This is a genomic window from Lactobacillus sp. PSON (assembly GCF_052615405.1).
This window is the reverse complement of record NZ_JBQXFW010000006.1, coordinates 74589-87105: the sequence shown is the minus strand read 5'-3', so window position 1 is coordinate 87105 and position 12517 is coordinate 74589. Positions and strand designations below refer to the sequence as shown.

General features: G+C 33.0%; 16 protein-coding genes. 2 read left to right on the top strand and 14 right to left on the bottom strand.

Going from position 1 to position 12517, the window contains the following annotated elements; all coding sequences use genetic code 11:
- Positions 1–35: 35 nt before the first annotated feature.
- From ACTHPI_RS06220 to ACTHPI_RS06210, 3 genes are all read right to left on the bottom strand, one after another.
- Positions 36–1976 carry a M13 family metallopeptidase gene (locus ACTHPI_RS06220; protein ID WP_445353302.1) on the bottom strand — a complete coding sequence of 647 codons (1941 nt, stop codon included), beginning with the start codon at positions 1974–1976 and terminating at the stop codon, positions 36–38.
- An 80-nt stretch (positions 1977–2056) separates the two neighbouring features.
- Positions 2057–2275: a YneF family protein gene (locus ACTHPI_RS06215; protein ID WP_144355436.1), complete on the bottom strand. Its 219-nt coding sequence runs from the start codon at positions 2273–2275 to the stop codon at positions 2057–2059.
- Positions 2276–2343: 68 nt separating this feature from the next.
- Positions 2344–2592, bottom strand: coding sequence for a DUF896 domain-containing protein (locus tag ACTHPI_RS06210; protein WP_445353301.1), 249 nt, complete (start codon positions 2590–2592; stop codon positions 2344–2346).
- Between the two features lie 148 nt (positions 2593–2740).
- On the opposite strand from ACTHPI_RS06210, the gene lexA reads away from it, so the two are divergent.
- Positions 2741–3367 carry a transcriptional repressor LexA gene (gene lexA / locus ACTHPI_RS06205; RefSeq protein WP_445353300.1) on the top strand — a complete coding sequence of 209 codons (627 nt, stop codon included), beginning with the start codon at positions 2741–2743 and terminating at the stop codon, positions 3365–3367.
- A gap of 44 nt (positions 3368–3411) precedes the next feature.
- Here lexA and ACTHPI_RS06200 read toward each other — a convergent pair whose 3' ends face one another.
- The 9 genes from ACTHPI_RS06200 to ylxM form a co-directional block, all read right to left on the bottom strand.
- Positions 3412–4194, bottom strand: a complete 783-nt coding sequence (locus ACTHPI_RS06200) for an SGNH/GDSL hydrolase family protein (RefSeq protein ID WP_445353299.1) — start codon at positions 4192–4194, stop codon at positions 3412–3414.
- Between the two features lie 2 nt (positions 4195–4196).
- Entirely contained in the window at positions 4197–4841 is a 645-nt protein-coding gene (locus tag ACTHPI_RS06195) for a uracil-DNA glycosylase (RefSeq protein ID WP_445353298.1), read from the bottom strand.
- Between the two features lie 9 nt (positions 4842–4850).
- The gene (locus ACTHPI_RS06190) at positions 4851–5267 is read right to left on the bottom strand and encodes a bis(5'-nucleosyl)-tetraphosphatase (protein WP_445353297.1); all 417 of its coding nucleotides are present in this window, start codon (positions 5265–5267) and stop codon (positions 4851–4853) included.
- A 117-nt stretch (positions 5268–5384) separates the two neighbouring features.
- The gene (rplS, locus tag ACTHPI_RS06185; protein ID WP_144355442.1) at positions 5385–5732 is read right to left on the bottom strand and encodes a 50S ribosomal protein L19; all 348 of its coding nucleotides are present in this window, start codon (positions 5730–5732) and stop codon (positions 5385–5387) included.
- A gap of 121 nt (positions 5733–5853) precedes the next feature.
- The gene (gene trmD / locus ACTHPI_RS06180; RefSeq protein WP_445353296.1) at positions 5854–6567 is read right to left on the bottom strand and encodes a tRNA (guanosine(37)-N1)-methyltransferase TrmD; all 714 of its coding nucleotides are present in this window, start codon (positions 6565–6567) and stop codon (positions 5854–5856) included.
- On the bottom strand, positions 6567–7073 hold the full coding sequence (rimM, locus tag ACTHPI_RS06175; protein WP_445353295.1) for a ribosome maturation factor RimM: 507 nt from the start codon (positions 7071–7073) through the stop codon (positions 6567–6569). Before rimM ends, trmD begins: the two co-directional genes overlap by 1 nt.
- A gap of 72 nt (positions 7074–7145) precedes the next feature.
- Positions 7146–7418 (bottom strand): 30S ribosomal protein S16, encoded by a 273-nt coding sequence (gene rpsP / locus ACTHPI_RS06170; RefSeq protein WP_144355445.1) that lies wholly within the window; start codon positions 7416–7418, stop codon positions 7146–7148.
- Positions 7419–7509: 91 nt separating this feature from the next.
- On the bottom strand, positions 7510–8940 hold the full coding sequence (gene ffh / locus ACTHPI_RS06165; RefSeq protein WP_445353294.1) for a signal recognition particle protein: 1431 nt from the start codon (positions 8938–8940) through the stop codon (positions 7510–7512).
- A gap of 4 nt (positions 8941–8944) precedes the next feature.
- Entirely contained in the window at positions 8945–9286 is a 342-nt protein-coding gene (gene ylxM, locus ACTHPI_RS06160) for a YlxM family DNA-binding protein (protein WP_445353293.1), read from the bottom strand.
- A 152-nt stretch (positions 9287–9438) separates the two neighbouring features.
- Here ylxM and ACTHPI_RS06155 point away from each other — a divergent pair, with 152 nt between their 5' ends.
- A complete protein-coding gene (locus ACTHPI_RS06155) occupies positions 9439–10866 on the top strand; it encodes an APC family permease (protein WP_445353292.1) in 1428 nt (475 codons plus the stop codon).
- A 52-nt stretch (positions 10867–10918) separates the two neighbouring features.
- On the opposite strand, the gene ACTHPI_RS06150 is transcribed toward ACTHPI_RS06155, so the two are convergent.
- Positions 10919–11581, bottom strand: a complete 663-nt coding sequence (locus tag ACTHPI_RS06150; protein ID WP_445353291.1) for a putative quinol monooxygenase — start codon at positions 11579–11581, stop codon at positions 10919–10921.
- Between the two features lie 9 nt (positions 11582–11590).
- Positions 11591–12496, bottom strand: a complete 906-nt coding sequence (locus ACTHPI_RS06145; protein WP_445353290.1) for an amidohydrolase family protein — start codon at positions 12494–12496, stop codon at positions 11591–11593.
- Between the last annotated feature and the right edge of the window lie 21 nt (positions 12497–12517).

Genomic DNA, 12517 nt, shown 5'->3' with positions numbered 1-12517 from the left:
CGTTAAACTAGTTTTTCTAGCTTAACGTTATTTTTTTACCAAATAGTGACTCTCTTATCTGGTTCTAGCCACATTCCATCAGTTTCTTTAACATTGAAAACTTCATAAAATTCATCTTGACACTGGGCTGGAATATTTACTCGAGTTGGTTGCGGAGCATGAACATCTACTGCAATTTCAGTTTTAATTGCTTCAGGACGCTGAATTTGAGCCCAAGATTTGGCATAGTTTTCAAATAATTGACTTAAATCCCCTTTTTCAATCTTGCATGATTGAATCGCACAAGTTAATCCACCTAAATCTGCAATATTTTCGGCAACAATTTGCTTACCATTCAATTTACTTGGTCCATATTGTAAACCATCATAAATATCAATTGCTTTTTGGGTGCGTTTTTCAAACTCGTTAAAGTCTTCTTTACTCCACCAATTGTTCATATTGCCTTTTTCATCAAATTGAGCCCCATTATTATCAAACGCATGTGAAATTTCATGAGCAATCGTTGCACCGATACCACCATAATTTTCAGCACGAGTTTGCTTCAAACTATAAAATGGCGCTTGTAAAATTCCTGCAGGAAAAGTAATATCATTTCTTTGAGGATCATAACAAGCATTATTCATATTTGCTGGCATCAACCAAACTGAACGGTCAACTTTAGAAGTTAACTTAGCAAAATTATACTTGATTTCAGTTTCAGAAATCAGTGACATATTTTCATATAAACTTTTATCAAGATAGACTTGGAGAAGATCATATATTTTTTCTTGTTTTTCAGGATAACCAATTTTTAAAACTAAAGAATTTAATTTAATAATTGCTTTTTTCTTAGTACTTTCTGAAAGCCAAGTATTATTTTTTATACGATTTTCATACACATTAATCATCGTATGAATCATATTAGTAACATCTTCTTTGGCTGCTTTACCAAAGTAAGTTTTTCCATAATAAATTCCATCAACTTCATCAAATACTCCATCTGCTAAACGATATGCATGCTTTTGGGCATTTGGCAATTCATTAGCACCGGTAATTGCTTGACGATATGAAAATGCTACTGTTCTAAAGTCTTGCGATAAAAGATTAGCTGCACTATTAATGAGCTTGATTAACATCCAACCTTTCATCTCTTCAAAACTATCTTCGTTAACAAATTCATCAATATGATCTAAATAACGAGGTTCAGTAATGATTATTTTTTCTGGAAGTTCAGGTAAAACTTGCTTTAAAAATCTTTGCATATCAAAAGACTTAAATTTTGCCAAAAAATCTTCTATGGCTATCGGATTATACATTTTAGGATAATCCGACCATTCTTCTGTTGATTTGACAACTTTTGCAAGACGAGCATCATATTTTAAACCTAGCTCAACTTCATGCGTTGCTTCTTCTCCAGACATCCCCGCCATAGTCAATAATTTGATTGTTTGTGTTTTCAAAATACCTAATAACTTATCTGCATCCGAATCTAGATAACTAGTAGTATCAGGTAAAAGTGTACCTGGTCCTGAAAAATACAAAACATTATCATCAGTATTCTTCATATCAGCATCTACTTCAAAGCTAAATGGCAATGAATACTTAAAATAGAAATTATGCGCATTTTTATTAAAATCAATAAATCCAGCTATTTTTTCTAATTTATTCAAATCTTCTTGAATAGGCTGAGCTGCTTCTTTATTTCGTTTATCAAAATCAAGAGCAAGTTTATATAATTTAACAGCTTTTTCAAAATTTTTAACCTCTGGTAGTTCTTTCTTGCCAGTAGCAAAATTATCAAAATCCTGAATCATTAACTTTTCAAGTTTAATATCAATTTTAGCATTTGTACCAGTCTCAGTTCTATCAGCTGGAATTACAGCTTGTTTTTGCCATTTGGAGTTTACAGCCAAATATAAATTATCTTGTACTCTTATATGTTCATCAGCTTTAGTGAGGTCACCAACACCACCACGTACTTCAAAATATTTTTTCATATGTTCTCCTTCTCAAATTACACAAAAAGGACGAAGGTAATCCTTCGTCCTTTAAGAGTCCAATCGATATGAAAAGACTTTTATCTTTGTTGATGCTTCATCATGTTCATAACTTGGTTGACCTTCTTAGCTGAAGGTTTTTGACCCATTTGTGACATCATAGCAACAATCATGTCTTCACTGATTGGAGGATTATCTTGGAAATACTTTTTCATGTATGCTCTTGCACCATAAAATCCGCCAACAAGACCGATTAAAAGTGCAGCGATAATCAATACAATTGCTAATGCTAAATTCATAATTTAAAAATCCTCCATTAACTAATAAGGTTATTGTACCTAAAATCAGTGAATTTTTAAAGGTAAAATCAATCTTTTCTTAGACCCTTTTTTCTTTGAGCAGCTTTTGCTTTTTCAGAAGTTACTTCTTTACCATTTTTGTCAACAATAACAGTATTTTCAAGTTGTTGTTTAAATCCGGCTCTAAAGTTTGCTAAAAACTTCTTGTGAAGTTCTTTACGTTCTTTTTCTTCTTCTTCAGTTAAGCCTTCATTTTGCTTCTTGTGATAAAGTTCATTAATACGATCTGTAACTTTCTTTTCTTCATCTTTGTCCATTTTTTACACCTCACATACAAAAATAAGTTTACACTTTTTAGAGTTAGAAAAAAAGATATTTCTTCTTGAACACCCGTTTGTGAAACTATTATTTATTTGCTACAATATATAGTATATACCAAATTAATCGTAAAACGGAGTAATTAACATGGTAAAAAATGATAAAAAGCAAATAGAGGTCTTGCGCTATATTTATGAGGCTGTTGAAAAGCATGGTTTTCCACCTACTGTTCGTGAAATTTGTTCTGCTGTAGGTCTTTCATCCACTTCAACTGTTCATGGACATATTTCAAGATTACAAAGAAAGGGATTTGTAATTAAAGATGCCACTAAACCTCGTGCTATTGAAGTAACAGATGCAGGTCGTAAAGCAATTGGAATTGCTGCTAAACACATCCCTGTTCTAGGAGTTGTTACTGCAGGCCAACCAATCTTAGCTGTAGAAGAAACTGAACCAGAAGATTATTTCCCTCTTCCACCAGATCTTGAAGGATTTAAAGGCGATTTATACATGCTTACTATTAAGGGTTGCAGCATGATTAACGCTGGAATTTTTAATGGTGATCAAGTTATTGTTCGCAAACAAAATACTGCCGAAAATGGTGATATTGTTGTAGCAATGACTGATGAAAATGAAGCAACAGTTAAACGATTCTACAAAGAAAAAGATCATTATCGTTTGCAACCTGAAAATGATACAATGTCTCCAATTATATTAACTAACGTTAAAATCCTCGGTAAAGTTATTAGTCTTTATCGAAGTCATATAAGTTAAAAAACTGATAGAATTTCTAATATTAGGAGTTCTATCAGTTTTTATTATTTTATAATTGCTCTTAACTTATTTTCAAATTCAGGCAACCATTTCTCTTTATAACCTGCTCGAGTAGGATGGATTTCATCAGCCATGTAAAGTTTATCTTGATTTTTAAAATTAGAGTTATTATAAAAATCTAAAATTTCAATATTATATTTTTCAACTAGTTTGTGACTTAATTCCACCATTTGTGAGTATAAATTGCTCTCAAAATATGGATTAGTATAAATCAAAATTGGACATTTCCAGTTCTTTTGAGCATTTGAAATAATATATTCTAACGCACCAGTTATTGTTTTCGTATCAAAACAGTCATTATCACTAATCTTGCCCAATTTTTCATTTCGTTTTGCATCATTAGTTGATAGTTGAATAACTAACATATCCGGAGCTTCATATTTTAAATTTTCTTTAAATCTAGCTACATAGGAATCTCCCGGATAATTAACATCCTGTTCTACTAAAGTTGTTCCATTTTCTGCATCTTTAATGGCTTCAACACCATCTTTTTTCCAAAGAAAATCAACAAATGATTCTCCAAGCGCACCAAAACCAAAAGTAACTGATGAGCCTAAAAAGAGAACTTTTTTACCTGTTAGTAAACCGAGCTCTGTTTTTTGTGAATTTAAACTAAATTTTCGACTATTTCCAGGTAAGTATGCCAATTTAGTATAAATTCGTTGATTCAAAGGATGCAAATCTAAATCTTGTCTTAATTCTGCGAATGCAATATCTGATAAGTCATTATTTTGCCTAATTGGAATTAAAAAAGTTTCATTACTCATTATTAATTATTCTCCAAATATGGTTTAATTATCTGCCAGTCTTTTTCTATATCTTCAGTCAATTTTCGATTATAAAAAATAGCTGCCGGATGATATTGCGGAAAAATTGTATAACGTTTTTTTGACCAAACATAAGCATCTTTTTTATCATTTAGCTCTAAAATTGGCACATTCTCAATTACAGTACCATGTTCTTGAGAGATTTTATGATTTGCTCCTAAAAGTCGTTCTAATCCAACATTTCCTACAGTAACAATTAACTTAGGCTCAACTTTGGCAATTTCATAATCTAAAAATGGTGCGTGAGCTAAAATTTCTTTTTTAGTCGGTCTTCGATTTGGATATTTTATTACATTTTTATTTTCACGTTTGCTGAAAACTTCCTTAATCTCATAAGGGCGACTTCTAACAGCTGAAGTAATATAAACATCATCTCTTGTTAATCCAATAGATGATAATAATTTTATTAGTTCTTTACCCGAACTACCAGAAAACGGTCTATGGGAAATAAGCTCATCTCTCCCCGGTGCTTCTCCTATAATCATTAACTGAGGATGAACTGGTCCTTCTCCTTCATTCAGTCCTTCTAAGCGCATTCCTTTTGAACGTAGTACTACTTCGTCAACTAATTTCTTAGGATATTGCAAAATAAACACCTATTCTTTCAATTGAATATACGCTTCTGCTTCTTGTAAAATATCGTACAAACCGGGTCTTTTTAAATATTCTTTAGCTTCTGGAAGAGTTGCCCAAGTTGAATTTAATATTTCTTCTTTTTGATCTACTATCTTTTGACCGATTATATATTCACTAATAAAAAATGTAACAGTTTTTATAGTATGCTCTTCAGTTTCATAAGTAGTACTTCGTTTGAAGTCAAAATTAAACTTAGGATGAAGGCCCACTTCTTCTGCAACTTCACGTTTAGCTGCTTCTTGTTCAGTTTCACCCGGTGCTAAATGTCCTTTTGGAAAGCCCCATGTATGGTGAACTACACTTTGAACAAGGAGATATTTAAGATCTCCACCGTCTCTTCTATAAATAATACTTCCTGCTGAATGTTCATGAATCATAATAATAACCCCCTTTTTATTAATTATACAAAAAATAAAGTGTATATTGTATTTAAATGCAAAAAAAGAACCTTGTTCTTTAGAACAGGTTCTTTCTTTGTATGCATTCGCGTTAAATTAACGACGTGCTTCAGCAATTCTAGCTGACTTACCGTGACGGTCACGTAAGTAGTAAAGCTTAGCACGACGTACACGACCATGACGTACAACTTCAAGCTTAGCAACACGTGGGTCGTTAACTGGGAAGGTACGTTCAACACCAACACCTGAAGCAATCTTACGAACAGTGTAAGTTGCACCAATGCCAGCACCCTTCTTCTTAATTACAACACCTTCAAAAATTTGAATACGTTCGTGACTACCTTCAACAACACGTACGTGTACACGAACAGTGTCACCTGCACGGAAAGCAGGAATATCATCACGTAATTGTTCTTTAGTTAATTCTGCAATTAATGGATCCATTATAATTTTCTCCTTCTACGGCATTCTTATCACGCTAAGCGCCCAGCGGAGTGCCCATAACTTTAATTTGGTCATTTGACCACTTCTACGATTCTAGCAAATTTTCATTATAAGTTCAAGTTTAATTTTGCTCAAACTCTTTAAGCCAATTTCTCTCTTCCTTTGTTAATTGACGATTTTCTAACATATCTGGTCGATGTAAGTAAGTGGCTCTTAAAGCTTCCTTATGTCGCCATTCAGCAATTTTTTGATGATTTCCACTAGTTAATACATCTGGAACCTTTTGTCCTTCAAAATCAGCCGGACGTGTATATTGTGGATATTCTAATAATCCATGAGAAAAACTTTCTTCAACTGAAGAAGCGCTATTTCCTAGAATTCCCGGTAAGAGTCTAACAGTAGCATCAATCATGCTCATTGTAGGAAGTTCTCCACCAGTTAAAACGTAGTCACCAATAGATACAGTTTCATCAGCTAAATCATATACACGTTGGTCAAAACCTTCATAATGCCCACAAATAAAAGTTAACTCTTCTTCTTTTGCCCAATCTTGAGCCATTTTTTCATTAAAGGTTTTACCTTGAGGAGCAGTAATAATCACTTTTCCCTTAGATGGCAAAGAATCGAGCGCCTTTTTTATTGGCATAATTTGAAGAACCATTCCAGCACCACCGCCATAAGGAGAGTCATCAACATGATGGTGAACATCTGTCGTAAAATCACGAAAATTAACTAAATTAAGATCCCATTTTCCATCCTCTAATCCTCTTCCCAACATTGAGACTTGAAGCGGAGTAAACATATCTGGAAAAAGCGTCAAAACATTAACTTTCATTAACGTAATCCCTCCATTAGTTCAACATAGATTTTTTTATTCTCAACATCTACTTTTTTAACTACGTCAGGAATATATGGAATAAGAAAAGTTGAGCCATCATCTTCAGTTACTTCCCAAACATCATTAGCACCAGGTGCTTGAATATCAGTAACTTTACCAATTCGATTGCCAGTTTCTTCATCAATTACATCTGAATCTAAAATATCCCGATAATAATATACTCCTTCTGGTAATTCTTGTTGATTTTCTTCACTTACTACTAAAATTTTACCACGTAATTTTTCAGCTTGCTCAATGTCAGTAATTTCTTCAAATTGGACCAACCAAAACTGCTTAAATGGACGACCACTTTTAACAGTTAATGTACGTTCTGTATCATTTTTTAATGATAATACAGAACCTGGAGCAAATCTCTCTTCAGGAAAATCAGTTATTAAGCTAACTTTAACTTCACCATTTAAACCATGAGTAGTTAAGACTTTTGCTACATCATAATATTGCATTTCTCTCTCCTTGCAAAATCTAGCTAAGAAAAAAAGTTTGAAGCAACTGCTCCAAACTTTTCAAAGTAATAATTACTTATTGTATTTTGCATCGTGCAACTTCTTCATGATACCAGCGTTTGAAAGAAGTGATCTTACAGTATCTGAAGGTTGTGCACCTTTTTGAAGCCATTCAAAAATCTTGTCTTCTTCAAGCTTCAATTGCTTTGGGTTTGAAACTGGGTTGTAGTAGCCAACTTCTTCGATGAAGCGACCATCACGTGGCATACGTGAGTCTGCAACAACGATTCTGTAGAAAGGCTTTCTCTTGGCACCCATACGGTGCATACGAATTTTAACTGACATAAATTAATTTCCTCCTAAAACTTAACGATTAATAATATACCACCAAACATAAAAGGTGTAAAGTGTTTTTACTTAACAGATTAAAAAAATTCTAAGAATGGTATCTCTTCATCTTCTTCATGCGTTTTTTCTTATTTTTCTTAAAGCTTTTTCCCATTTTACGCATTGCCATTTTGGCCATTGGAGAATCCATTCCTGGTAAATTACCTAATCCTTTAAAGTTTCCTTTGGTAACTTTTTGCATCATATCACGTGCTGTTTTAAATTGTTTAATCATTCGATTAACTTCAACAATTGGACGACCAGATCCAGCTGCAATTCTTCTTCTACGGCTAGGATTTAAAATATCAGGATTTTCACGTTCTTCTGCAGTCATTGAATATACAATAGCTTTAGTATGAGCAATTTGTTTATCATCAATTGACATATTTTGCAATTGTGGATTGTTAGCCATTCCTGGAATCATTTTCATAATTTGATCTAATGGTCCCATTTTTTGTACCTGTTCAAGCTGATCAATAAAATCATTAAAATCAAACTGATTTGCTTTCATTTTTTCAGCAACTTTTTGGGCTTCTTTTTCATCATAATCTTGTTGAGCACGCTCAATAAGAGTTAACATATCCCCCATACCAAGGATTCTAGATGCCATTCGATCTGGATGGAAGTCTTCTAAGTCAGTTAATTTTTCACCTTGACCAGTATAAATAATTGGCTTGCCAGTTACTGCACGAATTGAAAGAGCTGCACCACCACGAGTATCACCATCAAGCTTAGTTAAAATGACTCCCGTAACATTAAGGCGTTCATCAAAACCTTTAGCAACATCAGTTGCAGCCTGACCAGTCATTGCATCAACAACGAGCAAAATATTATCTGGATCTGCAACTTTTTTAACTCTTTCAAGTTCTTCCATTAATGGTTCATCAATTTCAAGACGACCAGCAGTATCGATAATTACATAATCATTCTTATTTTTATCAGCTTCAGCTAACCCATCTTCAACAATTTTGGCAACATCTTTTTCATTAGCTTCACTAAAAACAGGAACTTCTAATTCTTGACCAATTTGTTTTAATTGTTCAATAGCTGCAGGACGATAAATATCACCAGCGATTAAAAGTGGACGAGCATTTTGTGTTTTTTGTAAATGATAGGCTAACTTACCAACAGTTGTAGTCTTACCAGTACCTTGAAGCCCAACCATCATGATAATTGTTGGAATGTGCTTTGACTTATTAAGACCAACAGCACTTTCTCCCATCATCTCAGTTAATTCTTCATTAACAATTTTAATAACTTGCTGACCAGGATTTAAACTTTCTTGAACCTCTTTTCCAAGAGCTTCTTTCTTAATTTTTTTAATAAAATCCTTAACAACTTTAAAGTTAACATCAGCTTCTAATAATGCTAATCGAATCTCTCGACTAGCACGATTGATATCTTCTTCAGAAACCTTACCTTTACCAGTTAAGTTTTTTAATGCTTTTTGAATTCGCTCACTTAAGTTTTCAAAAGCCATGGGTTTATTCCCCTCTCATTTTATTTAATAATTTTTGAATTTTTTCTTTAGCTTGAGTAATCTTTCCTTGATCAAGCAATGTATCAACCAATTCTAGATTATCTTCTATTTTATTATAATCTGCTTGCATATGCAGGGTAGATTCATATTTTTTTAGACTTTTAGTTGACCTTCTAAGATTATCATAGATTGCTTGTCTTGAAACATTATGATTATCTGCTATTTCACCTAAAGATAAGTCATTATAATAGTAATCTTCAAAATAACTCTGCTGACCTTTGGTTAATAACTTCCCATAATAAGCATAAAGATCACCTAACTTTTCATTTTTTGTTAGTTCATCCATAAAACTTCACCGTTTATTAGTATAACAAAAATATAACTGATTGACGATTGACCATATTTGATTTTGTTGTTAAAATTAAATGGATTTTAATAATTCATTTAACTTAGATTTAATTATAAATTATTTCTAAAAATATAAGGGAGGACGTTTTAGTGAATCTTTGGAAAAAAATGAACCGCAAAGAAGATCCACGCGTATACGAAAATAAAGATGGCCATTTAGTTCGTTCACTAAAGGTACGCGATATTTTAGCACTAGGTGTTGGAACTATAGTTTCTGCATCAATCTTTACTCTTCCAGGGGAAGTTGCTGCAATGCATACCGGACCTGCAGTGGCTATTTCATTTATTTTAGCGGCAATTGCTGCAGGACTTGTAGCATTTGCATATGCTGAAATGTCAGCAGCAATGCCTTTTGCTGGAAGTGCTTATTCCTGGATCAATGTAATATTTGGAGAATTTTGGGGATGGGTCGCAGGCTGGGCACTACTAGCAGAATACTTTATTGCTTTAGCCTTTGTGGGCTCCGGCTTATCGGCTAACTTCCGCGCTTTAATTGCTCCACTGGGATGGAAATTACCAGCTTCACTTTCAAATGCTTTTGGAACTGATGGCGGAATAGTTGACATTATTTCTATTGTTTCTATTGCTTTAGTTTCTATCTTAGTTTCTAATGGATTAGGAAAAGTAGCTCGAGTAGAAAATGCATTAGTAGTTTTAAAAGTTATTGCAATTTTACTTTTTGTAGTTGTAGGTGCCACTGCCATCAAACATTCAAACTTTGTTCCATTTATTCCTAAATATCATGAAACTGCTAACGGTTCATTTGGTGGCTGGCAAGGAATTTATGCAGGAGTGGCAATGATTTTCTTATCATATATAGGCTTTGATTCAGTTGCAGCAAACTCTGCAGAAGCAATTGATCCAGAAAAAACAATGCCACGTGGAATCATTGGTTCATTAGTCATTGCAGTAATTCTTTTTGTTAGTGTAAGTTTAGTTTTAGTTGGAGTAGTTCCTTATCAAAAATATGCTGGAAACGCTGAACCAGTTGGTTTAGCTCTTCGCTATGCTGGACACCCTGTAGTTGCAGTAATTGTTCAAACTATTGCAGTCTTTGGAATGTTCACGGCTTTGATTGGTATGACTATGGCAGGGTCTCGTTTAATTTATTCATTTGGTCGTGACGGAATGCTCCCTAAGTGGCTTGGTAAAATCGACAAAGATCATCGTCCTAATAATGCGGTATTAGCCATTACTGTAGCTGCGATTATTATCGGTACTCTGTTCCCATTCTCAGCAATTTCTCAATTAGTTTCTGCGGGAACTTTGATTGCCTTCATGTTTGTTTCTATCGCAATCATTCCACTTAGAAAGCGTGAAGGAAACGATATAGTTGATCCATCATTTAAAATGCCGCTTTATCCAATTTTACCAATTTTAGCTTTTCTTGCTTCCCTAGTAGTATTTTTAGGTTTAGATATTCAAGCTAAAGTTTACGCACTAGCTTGGTTTATTATTGGTGTAATTATTTATCTTACTTACGGAATGCGTCATTCAACAACTGGAATTAAAAAATAATATTATCTAAAAAAATAGTTAAGTACATTTGTTTGTGTACTTAACTATTTTTTTATGCTTCATAATTCATATTAGAACGATCGACAATAACATCCCCATGCAAACTTAATAAATTCTTTTCATAAATCATTTCTTTAGTCTGAGTAATATAATTTATGAAATGTTCTGTTCGAGTATGAGCTTCATAAGCAGCCTCATCCTGATAAACCTCAAAAAAGCGCCACTCATTTTCAATGTCAAACATATTTCCAGCTAACATTGCAATCACACCAGCTTCTTTTTCAAGTGACTGTGTCATTTCTTTTTTAACAATTTTACCAAACTTTTCCAAGTCATAATCTACTAATGTAATCTTAGCCATATTAACTACATAATTATTATTTTTATCAACTCGTAAGTCTTGATAATTAGTACCAATAAATTGTGGTGTTAAATTAAATGAATCTGTTTCATCAACTATATCTTTGGCAACTTCTTGATAATCCTTAAATTGCTTTGAATTAACATGATTTTGATAACTTTCTTCATCTTTATAAACTTCAAAAATATAGTTACTATCTTTTCCTTCAGAAGCTGAAGACATAAAATATACTCCATCTTCTTTTTGAATAGAAGTAAACATATTTTCTTTACCGGCCTTTAGAAACTTATCTTTTTCGTCGGGATTAATAGTTAAATGATAAAAGTTCATAATAGGTGCATTTTTTATATTCATTTTAATCTCCTATCTTATAAAATGTTCATAGTTTGTTTTCAGGATTTTATTTTCATATAAATCTGAAATATCTAAATTATCAATTGCTCTCAATACGATTTTATCAGCTCCTACCGGCTCTACTCCAAATGGGGCATCACTTCCAAATAAAACGTGATTAATACCAAAATAATCCAAAGTTAATTGTAATGCAGGAGTATTACCTAAAATCGCCGTATCAACATAAAAGTTCTTGAAAGCTTCAGCATGTTTTTCATCCAAAATATGATCAATTCTACCACTAAAAAATGGTACCATTGCTCCTGCATGATGAACTAAGATTTTCATATTTGGATATTCTTCAAATAAATCACTTTGAACTAATTGAAGCATCGCTTGAGACAATTCATATTCCCATGAAAATATTAAATTGTTATCAGGCTTACGCTTATCAAAAACAGGATGAAGCCATAAAGGAACATTCAATTCAGCAGCTTTAGCTAAAACAGGTCTGAAATCAGGATTTGCAATACTCTTTCCTAAATGACGAGTAAAAATTTGTGCTCCGACCAAAATACTAGATTGTGAAATTTTTTCTAAAATTTCTTGGGCAGCCTTAATATTATTCATTGGAAGCATCCCTACTCCTGCTTCAAACTTATCAGAATTATCATGAACTATAGCAGCTAATTCATTATTTGCTAATTCACATATATCAGCAGCTTCTGCAGGAATAACAAAATCTTCTGGACTAATATTTGCAAAAGATAAGACTTGCTTCATATGATTTTCTGGCCAATTATTCAATCGAAATTGCAAATCAGTGAGAGCCTTATTTTTTACAAAGGGATACTTTTCTGGAATATTTGGATCAATTTGCAACATCTTTTGATAATAATTTGGCGTCAAAATATGGCTAAATGCGTCAATCTTCATAAATCATGCCTCCTTAACTAC